This window comes from Priestia sp. FW507-14D1A, from assembly GCF_058781295.1.
The window spans coordinates 55,249-73,376 of sequence record NZ_JBYSWQ010000004.1; the positions used below are offsets into that span (position 1 = coordinate 55,249).

At 38.4% G+C, this 18,128-nt stretch carries 14 protein-coding genes; 11 read left to right on the plus strand and 3 right to left on the minus strand.

The annotated features are described in order from the left end of the window. The first annotated feature begins 57 nt into the window (after window positions 1-57). Window positions 58-891, plus strand: a complete 834-nt coding sequence (proB, locus tag AC3WJG_RS15950; protein WP_258006097.1) for a glutamate 5-kinase — start codon at window positions 58-60, stop codon at window positions 889-891. Further along, window positions 888-2,132 (plus strand): glutamate-5-semialdehyde dehydrogenase, encoded by a 1,245-nt coding sequence (locus tag AC3WJG_RS15955; protein WP_102813665.1) that lies wholly within the window; start codon window positions 888-890, stop codon window positions 2,130-2,132. The genes proB and AC3WJG_RS15955 overlap by 4 nt, the downstream gene beginning before the upstream one ends. Before the next feature lie 32 nt (window positions 2,133-2,164). Here AC3WJG_RS15955 and AC3WJG_RS15960 read toward each other — a convergent pair whose 3' ends face one another. Continuing rightward, window positions 2,165-3,550 carry a sugar porter family MFS transporter gene (locus AC3WJG_RS15960; RefSeq protein ID WP_098332531.1) on the minus strand — a complete coding sequence of 462 codons (1,386 nt, stop codon included), beginning with the start codon at window positions 3,548-3,550 and terminating at the stop codon, window positions 2,165-2,167. 190 nt (window positions 3,551-3,740) lie between these two features. On the opposite strand from AC3WJG_RS15960, the gene AC3WJG_RS15965 reads away from it, so the two are divergent. From AC3WJG_RS15965 to AC3WJG_RS16005, 9 genes are all read left to right on the plus strand, one after another. Next, complete coding sequence (locus AC3WJG_RS15965) at window positions 3,741-4,517, plus strand: alpha/beta hydrolase (RefSeq protein ID WP_098433222.1); 777 nt, start codon at window positions 3,741-3,743, stop codon at window positions 4,515-4,517. A 95-nt stretch (window positions 4,518-4,612) separates the two neighbouring features. Next, window positions 4,613-5,623, plus strand: a complete 1,011-nt coding sequence (locus tag AC3WJG_RS15970; protein ID WP_337134425.1) for a LacI family DNA-binding transcriptional regulator — start codon at window positions 4,613-4,615, stop codon at window positions 5,621-5,623. Window positions 5,624-5,767: 144 nt separating this feature from the next. Beyond that, window positions 5,768-6,529, plus strand: coding sequence for a threonine/serine exporter family protein (locus tag AC3WJG_RS15975; RefSeq protein WP_013085528.1), 762 nt, complete (start codon window positions 5,768-5,770; stop codon window positions 6,527-6,529). A 14-nt stretch (window positions 6,530-6,543) separates the two neighbouring features. Next, window positions 6,544-6,999, plus strand: coding sequence for a threonine/serine exporter family protein (locus tag AC3WJG_RS15980; RefSeq protein WP_013059882.1), 456 nt, complete (start codon window positions 6,544-6,546; stop codon window positions 6,997-6,999). A gap of 302 nt (window positions 7,000-7,301) precedes the next feature. After that, a complete protein-coding gene (locus AC3WJG_RS15985; RefSeq protein ID WP_025752440.1) occupies window positions 7,302-8,708 on the plus strand; it encodes a cytochrome ubiquinol oxidase subunit I in 1,407 nt (468 codons plus the stop codon). Beyond that, the gene (gene cydB, locus AC3WJG_RS15990; protein ID WP_098526036.1) at window positions 8,695-9,711 is read left to right on the plus strand and encodes a cytochrome d ubiquinol oxidase subunit II; all 1,017 of its coding nucleotides are present in this window, start codon (window positions 8,695-8,697) and stop codon (window positions 9,709-9,711) included. The genes AC3WJG_RS15985 and cydB overlap by 14 nt, the downstream gene beginning before the upstream one ends. Then, complete coding sequence (cydD, locus tag AC3WJG_RS15995) at window positions 9,711-11,423, plus strand: thiol reductant ABC exporter subunit CydD (RefSeq protein ID WP_028409736.1); 1,713 nt, start codon at window positions 9,711-9,713, stop codon at window positions 11,421-11,423. The genes cydB and cydD overlap by 1 nt, the downstream gene beginning before the upstream one ends. Further along, complete coding sequence (cydC, locus tag AC3WJG_RS16000; RefSeq protein WP_337134426.1) at window positions 11,420-13,168, plus strand: thiol reductant ABC exporter subunit CydC; 1,749 nt, start codon at window positions 11,420-11,422, stop codon at window positions 13,166-13,168. Before cydD ends, cydC begins: the two co-directional genes overlap by 4 nt. Window positions 13,169-13,394: 226 nt before the next feature. Beyond that, complete coding sequence (locus AC3WJG_RS16005; RefSeq protein WP_060745895.1) at window positions 13,395-15,194, plus strand: cation:proton antiporter; 1,800 nt, start codon at window positions 13,395-13,397, stop codon at window positions 15,192-15,194. Window positions 15,195-15,223: 29 nt separating this feature from the next. Here the strand turns inward: AC3WJG_RS16005 and AC3WJG_RS16010 are convergent, their stop codons facing one another. Together AC3WJG_RS16010 and murJ are read right to left on the minus strand one after the other, a co-directional pair. Next, window positions 15,224-16,600, minus strand: coding sequence for an O-antigen ligase family protein (locus AC3WJG_RS16010; RefSeq protein WP_492588398.1), 1,377 nt, complete (start codon window positions 16,598-16,600; stop codon window positions 15,224-15,226). A 25-nt stretch (window positions 16,601-16,625) separates the two neighbouring features. After that, window positions 16,626-18,128 carry a murein biosynthesis integral membrane protein MurJ gene (murJ, locus tag AC3WJG_RS16015; protein ID WP_016765962.1) on the minus strand — a complete coding sequence of 501 codons (1,503 nt, stop codon included), beginning with the start codon at window positions 18,126-18,128 and terminating at the stop codon, window positions 16,626-16,628.

An 18,128-nucleotide genomic window follows, 5' to 3' on the forward strand; every position in this document is an offset into this window, starting at 1 on the left:
TCTCTGCTATAATTTTTAAAAAAATTAGTACGCATTTAGGTGTTTTTAGTTAGGGAGATGAAAAGAGTGAACCATCGTCAAGAGTTACAAAATAGCAAGCGTATCGTAGTCAAAGTAGGGACATCTACGTTGACCTATGATAACGGAGATATTAACTTAGCACGCATTGAAAAACTAGCGCGTGTGTTATCTGATTTAATGAATGCAGGAAAAGAAGTTGTGCTTGTTACATCAGGTGCTGTTCAAGTAGGAGTAAAAAAACTAAAGTTAAAAGAAAAGCCAACTTCTATTCGAGAAAAACAAGCAGCAGCCTCTGTTGGGCAGTGTGAGCTTATGCATATCTATAGTAAATTCTTTGGTGAGTACAGCCACATCGTTGGTCAAGTACTGTTAACGAAGGATGTAATCGAAGATGAACATGTGCGCAATAACGTTGTAAACACGTTTGAAAAATTAATTGAAGATAAAGTGATTCCTGTTGTGAATGAAAACGATACGGTTGCCATCGATGAGATTGAAAACATCGTGCGCTTCGGCGATAACGATAATTTATCTGCCATTGTTTCGGTTTTGATTCACGCAGACTTACTCGTTATTTTATCTGACATTGACGGTTTCTTTGATTCAGACCCCACAAAAAACCCTAACTCTAAGTTAATGAAAGTAATAGATGGCATTACACCGGAACTTGAAAATTTTGCTGGAGATAGTGGAACTGACGTTGGAACAGGCGGAATGGTCACAAAGCTTACCGCTGCTAAAACAGCTACAAGTGCAGGCGTGAGCTTAATCCTAGCAAATGGTAAAGAACCAAGTATTTTGCGAGATATTATTGAAGGCCAAGAAATTGGAACGTTATTCTTAAAACAAGCTGAAGGAGTAATGAAATGAGTGAATTGCAGCTTAAAGGAAAGCAGGCAAAAGAAGCCTCTTATTTCTTAGGAAATGTAACGAGCGAACAAAAACAGCAGGCACTTTATAAAATGGCGGCTGCTCTATTGAGTCAACAAGAGGCGATTTTAAAAGCAAATAAATTAGACGTAGAAAAAGCCGTTCAAAAAGGCACGTCAAAAGCGATGTTAGATCGCCTATCTTTAAATGAAAAGCGGATTCACGGAATGGCAGACGGCCTGCGCCAAGTAGCTGCGCTTGCAGATCCAGTCGGAGAAGTGCTGTCTATGACGAAGCGACCAAATGGCTTACAAATTGGGCAGCAGCGTGTACCTATTGGTGTCATAGGAATTATTTATGAAGCGCGTCCAAACGTTACGTGTGATGCAGCAGGCTTATGCTTAAAAGCAGGAAATGCAGTTATCTTGCGCGGAGGCAGCGAGGCGTTTTATTCGAATCAAGCGATTGTTTCTGTATTATCTCAAGCTGCGGCAAGTGCAGGGTTGCCTGAGCATAGCGTACAGCTTATTGAAGATACGTCGAGAGAAACAGCACTGGAGTTAATGAAATTAAATGAATATATCGATGTATTAATTCCTCGAGGCGGTGCTGGTTTAATTGAAGCAGTGGTAAAAAATGCAACGGTTCCCGTTATTGAGACAGGAACTGGGAACTGCCACATTTATGTCGATGAAGAATATGACGGTGACATGGCGGCCAATATTGTTATTAATGCAAAAACATCTCGTCCAGCGGTGTGTAACTCAGCCGAAAAGCTGATTATCCATAAACGAGCGGCTCATGAATTTTTGCCGATTATTGTTCAAGCGCTACGAGAGAAAGATGTAGAAGTACGCGGTGATGAACGTGCGGTAACAATCGTTCCAGATCTTGTTCCCGCAGGGGATGAGGATTGGAAAAAAGAGTATTTGGATTTTATCATGGCGGTTAAAATCGTAGATGATATCGATGAAGCGATTTCTCATATTAATGTTCATAGTTCACATCACTCTGAAGCGATTGTAACAACAAATTATGCTCATGCTCAGCGTTTTTTACAGCGCGTTAATTCAGCCGCTGTTTATGTGAATGCTTCAACGAGATTTACGGACGGAGAAGAGTTTGGTTTCGGGGCAGAAATCGGAATTAGTACACAAAAGCTTCATGCGCGTGGACCGATGGGATTAAAGGAATTAACAACGCTAAAATATATTATTTACGGAGATGGACAAATTCGATAAAAAGAAGCCTGAGGCATATGCCCAGGCTTCTTTTACTTCCACATATGTTCAATTTCTTCAAGTGACTTTCCTTTTGTTTCCGGAACCCACTTCCATATAAACAAAAATGAAGCGAGACACATAACCATAAAGAATAAAAATGTAAAAGATCCTCCAGCTTTGTTCCAAAGGATAGGGAAAAACTGAGATACAAACCAATTAGCTATCCACAAGAAAAACGTAGAAATAGACATTGCATAGCCTCTCGCGTGATTAGGAAAAATTTCAGAAATCACAACCCATACAACCGGTCCCATAGAAATATTAAAAAGAAATAAATAAAAAACAATAAGTAAACTAGTAGTCAATCCTTCAGTACCTTGAGAATGAAACCCAAAGGAAACGAGAAGCTGCGTAACGGCCATACCAGCCGTGCCAATAAGCAATAAAGCTTTGCGGCCAATCCGGTCGATAAGCCACATGGAACAAAGAACGCCTAAAAAGGCAGCCACACCAATCATAGACGTAACAAGGAGCGATAAATCTCCTCTAGCTCCAGCTGCTTCAAAAACTTGCGGGGCGTAATAAATAATGGCATTAATTCCGACAAGCTGTTGAAAGGCTGCAAGTAGAATACCAATAAGCAGCGCTTTTCGAAGACAGGCCTCTTTAAAAAGCGAAAGAGAAGCCGGTTGATTTTCTTTTAACGATTGCTCAATATGATACAGCTCTTGGCGTGCAATGTGTGTACCATTGATTTTAATTAAAATGTCCATAGCTTCTAAAGTGCGGTTTGCTTTTACCAGCCACCTCGGACTTTCAGGAACAGGAGAAAGAATAAGAAGAAATAAAAGAGCTGGAATACCAGAAGCACCGATAATGTAGCGCCATCCCGTGGAATTCTGCCAAGCGTCTTCCCCAATAGATAAAATGTAGTCATTTACAAAATAGACAGAAACAATCCCAACGGCAACAGCAAATTGGTATAGAGAGCCTAAGCGGCCACGCATGTGCGGAGGGGCTATTTCAGAAATATAGGTAATAGAAAGAACAGAAGCCATACCAATGCCTAGTCCTCCAATAATTCGAGAAATAATCACAAAAGAGATGGATGAAGATAGCGCTTGCATAATTGCGGACACGACAAATAAAGAAGCTGCTAAAAGTAAGATGCTTTTTCTACCGAATCGATCACTCAGTTTCCCCGAAGCAAGTACCCCAACGGCACCACCGAGCAGCAGACTAGATACAACAAAACCTACCATCGTTGGACTGAGATTAAAATGTACTTTCATCAACCCAATAGCTCCTGAAATGACGGCTGTGTCATAGCCGTAAAGCAACCCTCCAAAAGCAGCTGCACATGAAATGAAAATCACGAAAAATAGATTTCCTTTTTGCTCCTTATACTCGTCAGAAGTTACTTTTACTATCCCCATATAAATTCCTCCTTTGAATCACCGTCACTATTTCAATTAAAAAAAACGTTATACGTAAAACGTTTTCATAAAAGATGTTTTTATGTTAAACTAAAAATTGTAAATAATCAAACTATTTTTCAACTTTTATATGAATTATGTACGTTTTGTTATCAACCAATAGGGAAGAAAAAATAGGGGGAAGAGAAATATGGCGTTTATGCAATGTAATTTTTTTTCAGAAGTATTGCAAATAAGTACCTCAATGAACGTTTTGATACCGCAGCAAACAAAATCTCAAATTGGTTTACAAACCAATACAAGAAGTGAGAAACACCCTACGCTCTATTTATTACACGGTCTTTCTGATGATCATACGATATGGATGAGAAGAACTTCGATTGAACGCTACGCATCAGAATTAGGACTTGCAGTTGTAATGCCAAATGTAGATCGCAGCTTTTATAGAGATATGGCTTATGGAAAGAAGTATTGGACGTTCGTAACAGAAGAACTTCCTCAATTGGCTAGATCATTCTTTCCGTTATCGGAAAAAAGAGAAGATAATTTTGTAGCTGGCCTTTCTATGGGAGGGTACGGCGCTTTAAAATGGGCGTTTCGCAAACCGCATCAATTTTCTGCAGCTGCCAGTTTATCAGGAGTGATGGACGTTGAAGGGCTTGGAGGACGTGGAGAAGTGCAGTTTTTAGATTATCCTTTGATTTTTGGCATGCCGCCTGTTATTAGACCTGAGGATGATCTTTTCTGGCTGCTTGAAAATCGCCGGCGCTATGGAGAAGTGACCCCGCGTATTTATCAATGCTGTGGAACGGAAGATTTTTTATATCAGGAAAATAAACGTTTTTCCGAGCGCTGTAAGCAAGAGCCTATTTGTTTTACATATGAAGAAGAAAAAGGAAGTCACGACTGGGCATATTGGGATCAAAAAATTCAAGATGTGTTAAAGTGGCTGTTTAGTGAAAAGTAGGGAAGGTAGTTTTCAGTGGTGCCGGCTTCTAGTAGTATAATAAAGAAAAATGTTTACTTGGTCGATAGACTAAAAGGAAATGGGAGTCGGTACGAATGGGGAGAAAAAAAGTCACGATTACAGAAGTAGCAAAAGAAGCGGGTGTTTCATTAGCTACGGTATCAAGAATCTTCAATAATAAAGAGGGTAAAATTAAAATTAGTGAAACAACTAAACAAAAAGTACTAAAAGCAGCAGCTCATTTAGGGTATCAGACGAATCCATTTGCGGCAGCTCTTCGGGCCCAAAAAACAGGGATTATCGGGATATTGATTAGAGATTTAAAAGATCCGTTTCTAATTGAACTATTAAAAAAGGTACAGCAACAAGTCCAAAGTCGAGGGATGGACGTCCTTATTGGACACACGGATTACGAAGAAACAACGGCTGAGCGTCAATTAAATGTTATGATGAACCATTGGTTTGATGGGGTCATTTTATTAGACTATGTAGCTGCTCAGCATCCGTTTGTAGATGTATTAAAACAATATCAAACGCCTTACGTTTCTCTTACAGGAGACGCCTCTTCTGCACTTTGGCCGATTGTACATGTAGATGATGCGGTGGGAATGCAGTTAGCTGTTGCTCACTTAACGGACCTTGGTCATAAGAATATAGGGTTCGTTGGAAAAGCTGTAAGCGGAGTCGAGCACCGTCTGTCTCTTTTTTATCAGTATGTACCGTCAGCAAACGCAAAGTTTGTGAAAGAAGATATGAATAACTCAGATGAACTATATCAGTTTATAAATGAGCTAGCTCATCATCCAGAGCCTCCAACTGCGCTTATTTGTGCTACGGATTACATCGCTCTGAAAGTGATACACTGTGCGTGGCAAAACGGGCTTCACGTTCCAGCAGATTTGTCTGTTATAGGGTTTGATGATATTACAGAAGCTAGTGAAGCGCATCCTCCACTAACAACTATCCGTCAACCGATGGAAAAAATGGCTGAAAAAGCAGTAAACCTCTTACTTCAGCAAATTCATGATCAGCAAGAAATAGATCAGATACAGTATAAAATGGCACCTGTATTAGTAGAGCGTGAGACCACAAAACGTATGAATTGATAAGGAATGTATATACTATTCCTGAAAGTGTGAGACAAAAAGTCCACACTTTTTTGCATTAACCATTGCGTCCACTTCCCTCTTTCTTATACACTGTATGCTGTAGGGGAAAAAACCAAGCTTTAATATGTTTGGAGCGATTTGATGACACAACAAAAATTAGATAAATATGAAATTATGGACGTTAGCTTACTAGCAGGTAAAATTATGTTAGAAAGTGGAGCAGAAACGTATCGAGTAGAAGACACAATGATGCGGATTGCAGCGTCTTACGGTATAAAAAAATCCCACAGCTATGTGACGCCAACAGGGATTATGTTTTCACTTGAAACGAAAGAACCGACGAAAACGAAGTTAATTCGTATTTCCGAACGAACGACGGATTTAAAAAAAGTAACCATGGTAAATAGCGTCTCAAGAACAATCAGTCAAGGAAACATCTCCTTGGAGGAAGCGTATGAAATGCTACAAGAAATTGAAGCAACGAACGTAGCTTTTCCACTATGGGTTCAACTTGCAGCTGCATCCATTTCTAGCGGATGCTTTTTAATCATGTTTCAAGGTTTATGGACGGACTTTATTCCAGCTATGTTTTCAGGAGGTCTCGGATTTTTAACCGTGGTGTATTTCCACCGTCTTATTCCGATTCGCTTTTTTGCTGAGTTTACCGCTTCGTTAGTTATTGGACTTTTATCAGCTCTCTTAGTCGCTTCAGGACTAGGCACGCAAATTGATAAAATTATTATTGGATCCGTTATGCCTCTCGTTCCTGGCTTATCCATTACCAATGCAGTGCGAGATTTAATGGCGGGACATTTACTGTCTGGATTATCAAAAGGAGCAGAAGCGTTTCTGACGGCATTCGCTATTGGTGCAGGTATTGCCATTGTATTTACGCTTCTATAGAAGGGAGGCATCATATGCATATCGTAGAGCAGATAATTACAAGTTTTATTGCTTCAGCAGCGTTTGGGATCATTTTTAATGTTCCACGTGAATCATTATTAAAAAGTGGCTTTGTCGGAATGATTGGCTGGCTCATTTACTATTTGCTAACGTTCTATGGCGTAGATGAAATTCCAAGCACAGTTGCATCGGCCTTCTTTATTGCTATTATTAGTCAAATTTACGCAAAAATTTACCGAACGCCGATCATTATTTTCACCGTAGCAGGTATTATTCCGCTAGTTCCAGGAGGAACAGCATACGATGCCATGCGTAACTTTGTAGAAAATAATTATAATGAAGCGATTAGTCTTGCAGCGAAAGCCTTTATGATTTCAGGTTCAATTGCCATTGGTATTGTGTTTTCTGAAGTCATCAACCAAATCATTCGTCAGTCTAAATTAAATGCCAAAGCAAAATATCGACCGTAGAGAAGCAAGCTCAAATCAGAGCGTGCTTTTTTTATGAAAAAAATAAAGAGAACCTTCACTTTTTTTGTCACAAGAAAGTCACGTTTTAGTCTAAAAACGTTCAAAAAATGTACGTGCACAGCTAAAAAAATAGACTATACTATGTAAATAGAAAGAGAGATATTACATATGTATGTGAAACACTGAGCATATCTCTCGAATTATTATGCTCAATGTTTCACAATGTAAGTAAAAGATACTCAGAAATGAGCAAAGTATCTATGGAAATGATGAATGTTCTTATATATGAAAGGAGAAAGAAGATGGATACAGTTATACTATCGCGTATTCAATTTGCATCAACGACGCTGTTTCATTTTATCTTTGTACCGCTATCTATCGGTCTTGTCTTTTTAGTAGCGATCATGGAAACGATGTACGTAGTAAAAAAAGATGAACAGTATAAAAAGATGGCAAAGTTTTGGGGGCACTTATTCCTGATTAACTTTGCTGTCGGAGTCGTAACAGGTATTTTACAAGAATTTCAGTTTGGCATGAACTGGTCAGAGTACTCAAGGTTTGTAGGAGATGTATTCGGTGCGCCGCTTGCTATTGAAGCACTGCTCGCGTTTTTTATGGAGTCCACTTTCCTTGGACTGTGGATTTTCGGGTGGGATCGTTTGCCTAAATGGCTGCACTGTCTATGTATTTGGCTTGTTAGTCTAGGTACTATTTTTTCGGCGTTCTTTATTTTAACGGCTAATTCTTTTATGCAGCATCCGGTTGGAATGGAGCTAAATAATGGCCGTTTAGAAATGAATGACTTCTTTAAATTGTTAACAAACGGTCAGCTGTGGGTTGAATTCCCTCATACCATTTTAGGTTCGTTTGCAACAGGCGCCTTTTTTATCACGGGTGTCAGTGCCATTATGCTCTTGAAGAAAAAACATTTGGCTTTTGCCAAAAAATCATTTCAAGTTGCCATTATTGTAGGGTTAGTTTCAGGTGTAGGAATTGCGTTATCTGGTCATGAACAGGCTGGATACTTAGTTAAAACACAGCCCATGAAAATGGCCGCAAGTGAAGGATTATGGGAAAACAGCGGAAGTCCAGGCGCTTGGACGGTAACAGCAAATATTCACCCCGATGAAAAGAAAAATACGGGAGAAATCAAAATACCTTATTTATTAAGCTTCTTATCATACGGGAAATTTTCAGGTTCCGTTCCTGGGATGAACGAGCTGCAGGAGCAGTATACGGCTAAATATGGAGCAGGAAATTATATTCCACCCGTTCGGACAACATTTTGGAGTTTCCGCATTATGGCTGGTCTAGGTGGCGTATTATGTGCATTAGGCATTTGGGGCACGTACTTGCTTTCTCGTAAAAAACTTCAGGAGAGCAAACTATTTTTACGTATTATGACGATTGCCATTGCCTTTCCGTTCCTTGGAAGCTCAGCAGGTTGGATTATGACAGAGATTGGCCGCCAGCCTTGGGTTGTATTTGGCTATATGAAAACGGAAGATGCCGTGTCTCCTGGTGTAACAGCAGGTGAATTGCTGTTTTCTATTATCTCGTTTTCATTCTTTTATTTAATTTTAGCTGTGATTATGGTGTTCTTGTTCGTTAAAGAAATTAAAAAAGGTCCAGATCACGATCACGAAGCACATACAAAAGTAGTATCAACTGATCCGTTTACAAAGGAGGGATACAATGTTTTCTCTTAATGAATTCTGGTATTTACTAGTATCCATTCTGTTTGTTGGTTTTATCTTTTTAGAAGGCTTTGATTTTGGTATTGGAATGGTGTCTCGTTTTTTAGGAAGAAACGACTTAGAGCGACGAGCTTTTATTAATACAATCGGTCCTTTTTGGGATGCAAATGAAGTTTGGCTAATTTCAGCAATCGGTGCTATGTTTGCTGCTTTTCCAAACTGGTATGCAACGCTATTAAGCGGGTCATATATTCTTTTTGTTCTTCTTTTGCTTTCGCTGATTGGCCGCGGTGTAGCATTTGAATTTCGAGGGAAAGTTGAAAAACAAGCGTGGAAAAATGCATGGGATTGGGTTATCTTCTTTGGAAGTCTTTTTCCACCGCTCATTTTTGGTATCTTATTTTCAGCGCTAATGAAAGGACTGCCTGTTGAGCGCAACATGCAAATGAATGCCGCCTTTTCGGATATTGTTAATCTATATACCATCACAGGCGGCGTTACGTTAACAATGCTTTGCTTATGGCACGGACTTATCTTTGCCACGATCCGTACGATGGACGATATTAGAGATCGTTCACGTAAGGTCGCTATGAAGCTTTTGCCTGTAAATGCCTTATTACTTCTTATCTTTTCAGGCATGACGTTTTTTGAAACAGATATATTCAGTAATCATAGCCGCTTGATGCTATATACATTTTTCATCGGTATTTTCGTGTATTTACTAGCAGGATTTTTCCTTACACGTAAAAAAGATGGATGGGCATTTGCTATGTCTGGCTTAATTTTAATTTTATCAATTTCCTCTATATTTGCAGGATTGTTTCCAACCGTTTTGGTTAGTTCAATCAATGAAAGCTATAGTTTAACGATTCATAATGCAGCATCAGGGAATTATTCCTTAAAAATTATGTCTTACGCTGCTATTGGATTACTGCCTTTTGTGTTAGGTTATCAAATTTGGAGCTACTACGTTTTCAGAAAACGTGTAGATCATAAGGAGCATATGGAGTATTAATGGGTAGAAATTTAATGGTTTACAACGGAATAAAAATGGTTCTTGCCATGTTAATAGGGCTTATTACTATTCAAAGTGTAGCCATTATTTTTCAAGCTAAGTGGCTCGCCGAAGTAATTACTGCTCTTTTTCATGGTGAAAGTTTAACTTCGCAGACAAAAGCAATCGGATTGTTTTTGTCTGCCTTTATGATTCGTCAGATCGTAGGTTTTATAATAAAAAAAACAGCATATCAATTTGGAGTCAAAACGACGCAGGAACTTCGTTTGATAGTCATGCAAAGCATTTTTTCATTAGGGCCGCGTTTTACCAAAGATGAAGGAACAGGAAACTTGGTGACGCTCATCACCACAGGCCTACAGAAGCTTCGCGCTTATCTCGAGCTGTTTTTGCCTAAATTGGCCGCCATTAGCGTTACACCTTGGCTAGTGCTTGCTTTCGTCTGGTACCATGATCGGCTTTCAGGCATTATTTTACTTGTGACCATGCCAATTTTAATTTTATTTATGATTTTGCTTGGATTGGCTGCACAAAAAAAAATAGATAGCCAATGGGAGACATATCACGTGTTGTCCAACCACTTTGTAGATTCGCTTCGAGGGTTAGAAACTTTAACATTTCTCGGGAAAAGTAAGGAACATGCTGAAACGATTGAAAGAGTCAGTGACCGTTATCGAAAAGCGACAATGGGAACGCTCCGAATTGCTTTTTTATCTACGTTTGCTCTAGATTTCTTTACGATGTTATCTGTAGCCATCGTGGCTGTTATGCTTGGTTTGCGGCTGGTGAACGGGTCTATGACATTAGAACCTGCACTTATGATTTTATTGCTGGCACCTGAATATTTCCTGCCGATACGAGAAGTCGGAAACGATTACCATGCAACATTAGACGGAAAAGAATCCGGAGATGCATTACTTAAGATTGTGAAGCGGGCCGAAAAACCGTCCGCTAAAAAAGAAGCTGTTCCTAGTTGGACTGAAAGCAGTGAACTTCAATTAAGGCATATCACTGTAAAATATGACGAAGAGCATCCACCTTCTCTTGAAGATGTGTCACTGCATGTTAAAGGAATGAAGAAAATTGGAATCATCGGAAAAAGCGGAGCTGGAAAATCGACGCTTATTGATATACTAAGCGGCTTTGTACAATCTACAGAAGGCTCTGCTGAAGTAAACGGCGTGCCAATTGATTTACGCTCAGATGCTTGGCAAAAGCAGATTACGTATATCCCTCAGCACCCATTTATTTTTAATGGAACAGTAAAAGAAAATATTGAATTTTATCAAGACAGAGGCGGCTCATATGATTATGAAGATGCTTTAACGAAAGCAGGACTTTTATCAACGGTTCAACAGATGCCTAAGAAGGAAAATGAAATGATAGGGGATGGGGGACGGCAGCTTAGCGGCGGCCAAGCTCAAAGGATTGCTCTAGCAAGGGCATTTCTAAGCGACCGTCCTATTATTATGCTTGATGAACCAACGGCACAAGTCGATATTGAAACGGAATATGAATTAAAGCAAGATATTTTAACGATGTTCCAAGATAAGTTATTTATTTTAGCTACGCACCGTCTGCATTGGATGAAAGACATGGATCTCATTGTTGTAATAGAGGACGGAAAGGTTGCAGAAATCGGTAATCATCAAGAACTGATTCAAAAAAAAGGAGCTTACTATCAATTTTTACATGAAGAGGAGGAGATATGATGAAATATAAAAGTTGGATATGGCCCTACTTTAAAACATATAAATATCGTATCTTTTCTATCTTATTACTAAGCATGTTAACGATTGGTTCTGCTTGCGCGCTAATGTTCACGTCAGGTTATTTGATTTCAGCTTCTTCCTTACGGCCAGAAACGATTTTATTGGTGTATGTTCCAATTGTACTTGTGCGTACATTTGGTTTAAGCCGAGCCGCTTTCCGTTATGCGGAGCGTCTTGTCAGTCACGATTTTATTCTTCGCATTTTAGCTAAAATGCGTACACGTCTTTATCATTTGATTGAACCGTTAATTGCTACATCTCGCTATCAAACAGGAGATGTTTTAGGCGTTCTCGCGGAAGATATTGAAAGTTTACAAGACTTGTTCTTGCGTACCATTCTTCCAACAATTTCAGCTGTTATTTTATACGTTATTTCGATTGTAGCTTTAGGATTCTTTAGCCTAAAGTTTGCATGTTTGATTGCCATCTATTTATTTTTATTAGTAGTAGTGATGCCGCTTTTTTCCCTTTGGCATATGAAGGCAGCCAATCAGCGATATAAATCAAGCAAAGCACAGTTATATGCCAAGGTCACAGACGGCTTTTTAGGAGTGGCTGATTGGGTGTTAAGCGGTCAGCAGCAATCATTTTTTCATTCGTATAACAAAACAGAAAATGAGTTAGACGGCATGGATCGCAAGCTTAAACTATGGACGTATTACCGAGAATTGTTTGGACAACTTATTGTGGCAGGTTTAATTGTCACAATGATTTGGTTTGGGGCTTCTCTTTTTGCAGATAAAGAGCTTGCAGGTGTGTTTATTGCTGCTTTTATTTTAGTAGTATTTCCTTTATCTGAAGCGCTGCTGCCAGTATCTAATGCGGTAGAAAAGATTCCTCAGTTTGAAGAATCATTAAATAGAGTACAGACAATGGAAAAGAACTGGGAAGCTGTGAACGAAAAGAAAAAACATACTCTTTCTCTACCTTATAAAGGTTCATGGAATTCGGTTAGATTAAAAGTTGAGCATGTAAGCTTTCGCTATAGTAATGAGGAGGAGTCAGTCATTCATGATCTTTCATTTCAAGTCGAGCAAGGGAAAAAAATTGCGATTCTTGGCAAGAGTGGAGCTGGAAAATCGACTCTATTAAAGTTGCTGCAAGGCTCCTTAGTACCTACAGAAGGTACAGTTCAGCTAAACGGTCAGTCTGTTGCTGAAGTTCGTGAAGATGTACCAAAACTCATCTCTGTATTAAATCAAAATCCTTATTTATTTAATACAAGCGTAGCCAACAATTTATTACTAGCTAATGAAGAGGCCACAAAAGAAGAAGTAATTGAGGTCATGAAGCAAGTGAATATGCACTCCCTTGTGGAAGGTTTGCACCAAGGATATCAAACGCCGATGCTTGAAACAGGTCAGCGCTTCTCAGGAGGTGAACGTCAGCGGATTGCGTTAGCACGTGTTCTGCTTCAGCATACGCCAATTGTTATGCTAGATGAGCCAACTGCAGGGTTGGATGCTATGACTGAAAAGCGCTTGTTATCCACTATCTTTGAAACTCTTCAAGACAAAACCTTAATATGGGTTACGCATAATTTAGTTGGGATGGAAAAAATGGATGAAATCTTATTTTTGCAAGATGGTAAGATAGCCATTCGAGGAACGCATGACGAATTGCTTGCGACGAACAGTCACTATCAAAAGCTATATGAATTGGATCATCCGGCAAAAAGTCTTTAGCAGAAGCTAAAGGCTTTTTATTATTTGATCATAAAGTGAAATTCGACAAACACGAGTAAAATATGTGTCGAATGAAAGAAAATAGCTTGGATTTAAAGAAAAGAGTATGCGTTTAGCATTTTTGAAAAAGTGGTAAAACAAGGTAGTGTTTGTTTCTTCCTGTATAACATCGGTTTATTTTAGGGAAAATATATACACATTATGCGAACGAGAGAAGGAAGATACAATGGAACCTATGCTTATACATATCACGCTCGTAGTGGGACTAGGAGTTCTATCTCAGTGGCTGGCTTGGAGATTTAAGTTACCAGCAATTGTCGTGATGTCAATTATCGGACTGCTAACAGGCCCTATTTTAGGTTTAATTGATCCTAAAGCACAGTTTGCCCAGCTTTTTGATCCTTTTGTGTCGATTGCTGTAGCTGTTATTTTATTTGAAGGCAGCTTGAATTTAGACATGAGAGAGGTAAGGGGAATCGAAAAGCCCGTGTTTCGCATTGTGACGCTCGGAGCCATGCTAGCTTGGATTTTAGGCTCTTTAGCTGCTCATTATATAGCAGATTTATCATGGGCAGTGGCAATTGTTATCGGAGGGCTTTTTATTGTAACGGGTCCAACCGTGATTTTACCTCTTTTACGACAAGCTAAATTAAAACCAAAACCAGCAGCGATTTTAAAATGGGAAGGTATTATTGTTGATCCATTTGGTGCACTGCTGGCCGTTTTTTCGTTTGAAATTGTTCAATTTTTAGTGCTGAGAGAAGTGAGTGGAAAAACAATTCTCTTTTTCTTTGCAGCTTCTATTATTGCTGTTTTAATAGGATGGCTTCTTGGCCGCGGAATAGGATGGATGTTTCAAAAGGGGCATATTCCAGAGTATTTAAAATCCCCGGTCGTATTTATTGTCGTTATTGCCTGTTTTACGATAGCTGATGAAATTAAGCATGAAACAGGTCTTCTAGCAGTAACAGCGATGGGGATTACCCTTGCTAATATGCATATTTCATCTATTAGTGATATGCGACATTTTAAAGAGAACATTTCAGTTCTATTGACTTCTACTATTTTTATCATGTTAACGGCTGGACTGACGATGAAGACCATTACTGAAATTTTTCATTGGAATATCATTTTGTTTGTTTTACTTATGCTTTTTATTGTCAGACCTGTCTCCATCTTTTTATCAACGGTAGGGACAGATTTATCTATAAAAGAAAAAATACTGATTGGCTGGATTGCCCCGCGTGGAATTGTAGCGTTAACGGTCTCAAGCTACTTTGCGAAAGTACTAATTGATGAAGGATTTAAAGATGCTTCCATTCTAACAACGCTGACATTTGCTTTAGTGTTTGCTACGGTTTGTGCACACGGTTTTTCCCTTTCATGGCTAGCTAAGAAGCTTGATTTATCAATTGGAGAAGAACCTGGTATTTTGCTTGTAGGAAGCAATGATTTTACGGTTGCCTTTGCTTCTAAGTTAGAGCAGCTGGGCTATCCAGTGTTAGTTGCTGATTCTTCGTGGGAGCGGTTAAGAGTTGCGCGCAGAGCGGAAGTAGATGTGTATCACGGAGAAGTTCTAGCTGAGCAAACGGAATATCATCTAGATTTAACTCCTTATGAATACGTGATTGCTGCAACTGAGTTAGATGCATATAATGCACTTGTTTGTACTGCTTTTCTTCAAGATATGGGACGGAACAATGTTTTTCAATTGAGTATTCGTGATCAAGAAGATTCAAGAGAAGATGTCGATGAAATTATGCACACTGTAAGAGGACGCATGCTCTTTAAGAAAGGAATTACGTGGGAGTTTCTGCATCATAAAATGGAGCACGGATATACGATTTACAATACAAAAATTACGGATGAATATACGTATGAAACATATCTTGAGGAGAAAAGCGATGATTCTCTTTTACTAGCAGTAAGCAAGCAAGGAAAGGCATTGAGTTTTTTTGCTCATGATCAAGAAATAAACGTTAATGCGGGTGATACGGTGTTAAGCCTTCAGCCATTAAAAAGATAAAAAAACAGGCCTTCAATGGCCTGTTTTTTTTATGCTTGTCTTTGTTTAAAATGAATGACGAACAGATAAGCAGCAACTGCTGCAAAATAGATGGTAACGGCTGGTGCGGTGAAGACATGCCCAGCTACAAAAGCAATTCCAAGAGCTAATATAATTGCTGTACTATACATCATAAAGCTTTCATCAAGAAGCTGTGACGGGTCTTTAAATAATCGAACCAATACAGTTAAACCAACTACTAGAAGTGGAAGAACCCATAGTAAAAATCCGATGATACCTAAAGAGAAAAACAGATCATAAAAATCCATTTCAATCATCTTTGGCGGAAGCTGTTTTGTATAGTCACCAGAAAAGCCCATACCTATCATTTTTCTTGCAATAGGTGCTTTTGCATACTCTTCCTTATGATGAGCTAAAAATTGCTCACGGCTGCTTAGAATCAGATTTTGAATATCTTTGTCATCTAAATTTGGTTCCTTTTGCTTTTTCTTTTTAGCCGGCTTTTCTTTTTCTTTCTTTTCCGGCTTTTCTTGTTTTGTTTTCTCTTTTTTAGCCTCTAACATATCGATGTGCGTATATGTGTTTTTATAAGCTGGAGAAATCGGAGTGGTTGCTCCTGTTACAATTAAAAGCAGAATTGAGATTACTAAGTTGGCTTTAATTAAGCTGCGTTTATTCGTAAATAATTTTGCAAATAAGACAACTGTTGCTACAACTAAAGAAAGAATAACGGCACCTAAGCCTACTTTCGTTCCAAGCATGATGGACGAAACAGCTAACAAGATAAAAGGAATCCAGTAATAAGCTTTTGAAAACGAACGTACTTTATCTAAAGCTAAAAGCAGTGTGAGAGGAAGCAAAATAGCAATGGTTGCTCCTAGCTCATTCGCTGCATAAAACCAGCCTTTGAATCCAATTTTATTATACTGATAACTCTCTAGTGCTGTACCTGTTAGCATTGTACCAATAAAAACAATACTGATGATGAGTGAAGCAGTCAATAAGTTTTTGCTCAGTATTCTTTTTACATCCACAGACGATCGATAATGTGAAAACATCACAATCATTCCAAGTAAGGTAACGTTCATATAAACAACCTTATTGAAAAATTTAATTTCTTGCCCAATATAATAAGGATCTTTCCATTGATGATTTAAGTAGATATTGAGTCCAAGAAAGAGTGCAAAAACAATAAGGTAGATAATCGAATATCTAGCCCATTTTGATTGTTTGGCAAACACTAAAAGTAGGACACCCGCAAAAATCATATATAGAAAGCGAATAACAACCCCAATTGAGAGACCACTATCCATGTTCAAAACCATGTACGTCGTTAGCATATCAATAATTGGCTGAATTGAAATAAAACCAACGAACAGAAAAAATAACCAGTATGTGTTCTTCATATAGTACTCTCCTGTTTTACGTGAATTAACGTTTTCTTTTAACTAAAAGCATAACACCTTCTACTCTGCATAATAGCGTCGACATTAAGTATACTAAACCACCTGCAAGACAGACAATACCAAATCGTAAGATAACATGTAATGAATTCAAAAATGCGATGTCCTTCAAGAAGAACATGAGGATAGCAACAGGTACGGAAGCTAAAAGAATTTTTCCTGTTTCTTTCACTAGATATCCATAATGGAAGTGATTGATTTGTTTTGCCAGCATAACGAATACGATGGCCGTGTAGAAAAAGGCAACCACTGACATGGAAAGTGCTAATCCTTGGTATCCCATAAATTTAGTGAAAATCATGTTAAAGATGATATTTAACACAATAGATAATAAGCCTGCTCTCATAATAAGATAACCTTTTTGAAGAGAATAAAATCCTTTTGCAAGAACAGCTTGCAGCGAATAGAAAAACACTGAACCTAGGTAATAATAAGATACATCCGTTGTTTTTAAAGTTGAATTTGCGTCAAATGCACCGCGCTGATAAGCAATCATTACAATGTCTTTCATATAAAAGATCATAATAACAATCGTTGGAATCAGCAGCATCAGCATAAACGTAATCCCTTTTTCAATTCCTGATTTAAAGCGTTCTTCATCTTTTTCAGAAATGGCTCTTGCAATCAGTGGATAAATAATGGTTGCGACCGTAACCCCGAATATTGCCTGGGGAATACTTACAAGTCTGAAGGCGTAATTTAAGTATGAAATAACACCTTCACCAAAGGAGCCAGCAAAGAAGAAGTTTACAGTTAAATTAATTTGACCGACCATAATGGTCACACCGACAGGGATGAATACTTTATAAAAAGCCACCACTTCATCACGGTCAATTTTTTGCTTCCATAACAGCAGATGCTGCGGTTTAAAATAGACAACTTTAATTAAGAAAGAAGCAATTGTTCCTACAAAATAGCCAAGAGCAATTGCATAGCCGCCCATGATTGAATGTAATAGGATTGTACTTAAAATCGTAAATAGTACAACAACCGTTTGAGAAAACACGGAGAAAGAATATTGGCTTCGTGCATCAAATACACCTTCGTATACGGCATTCACTCCAACTAGTGAAAGAGATAAAAAGTACATAACGCCCGTATAAATTCCTAGTTCAATTGCTGCTTTGGAAAAATTAGAGTACGAAGCGGGAAAGTAAAAGAAAGCAGCAATTGATCCGAGAACCGAAATAATGAAACAAATAAGAAAGGTTGATTTAACAATATTAGTCAAATGAACCTTTCCTTTATTTTCTTTTTCATAGCGTAAATAACTAGGAATAAATGCATCCTTCATCCCCGTTAACATAAATAAAATAAAAGCGTTTGGAATAATCATTGCTGCGTTGTATGAATCGACGATATAACTTGTACCGAAATAGTTAGCAATAACTAAATCACGAATCATACTAGAAAATTTCAAAAATAATGTTGATATGAGCAGTAAAATGCTCGCGAATTTTAAGTTTTTCAT

Bases quoted from the DNA above. Each gene is read 5' to 3' on its own strand.
- cydD (WP_028409736.1), top strand. From the start codon at position 9,711: ATGGGTAGAAATTTAATGGTTTACAACGGAATAAAAATGGTTCTTGCC.
- AC3WJG_RS15980 (WP_013059882.1), top strand. From the start codon at position 6,544: ATGCATATCGTAGAGCAGATAATTACAAGTTTTATTGCTTCAGCAGCG.
- AC3WJG_RS15975 (WP_013085528.1), top strand. From the start codon at position 5,768: ATGACACAACAAAAATTAGATAAATATGAAATTATGGACGTTAGCTTA.
- AC3WJG_RS15970 (WP_337134425.1), top strand. From the start codon at position 4,613: ATGGGGAGAAAAAAAGTCACGATTACAGAAGTAGCAAAAGAAGCGGGT.
- cydB (WP_098526036.1), top strand. From the start codon at position 8,695: ATGTTTTCTCTTAATGAATTCTGGTATTTACTAGTATCCATTCTGTTT.
- AC3WJG_RS15955 (WP_102813665.1), top strand. From the start codon at position 888: ATGAGTGAATTGCAGCTTAAAGGAAAGCAGGCAAAAGAAGCCTCTTAT.
- AC3WJG_RS15965 (WP_098433222.1), top strand. From the start codon at position 3,741: ATGGCGTTTATGCAATGTAATTTTTTTTCAGAAGTATTGCAAATAAGT.
- AC3WJG_RS16005 (WP_060745895.1), top strand. From the start codon at position 13,395: ATGGAACCTATGCTTATACATATCACGCTCGTAGTGGGACTAGGAGTT.
- AC3WJG_RS15960 (WP_098332531.1), bottom strand. From the start codon at position 3,550: ATGGGGATAGTAAAAGTAACTTCTGACGAGTATAAGGAGCAAAAAGGA.
- proB (WP_258006097.1), top strand. From the start codon at position 58: ATGAAAAGAGTGAACCATCGTCAAGAGTTACAAAATAGCAAGCGTATC.
- murJ (WP_016765962.1), bottom strand. From the start codon at position 18,128: ATGAAAAACTTAAAATTCGCGAGCATTTTACTGCTCATATCAACATTA.
- AC3WJG_RS16010 (WP_492588398.1), bottom strand. From the start codon at position 16,600: ATGAAGAACACATACTGGTTATTTTTTCTGTTCGTTGGTTTTATTTCA.
- cydC (WP_337134426.1), top strand. From the start codon at position 11,420: ATGATGAAATATAAAAGTTGGATATGGCCCTACTTTAAAACATATAAA.
- AC3WJG_RS15985 (WP_025752440.1), top strand. From the start codon at position 7,302: ATGGATACAGTTATACTATCGCGTATTCAATTTGCATCAACGACGCTG.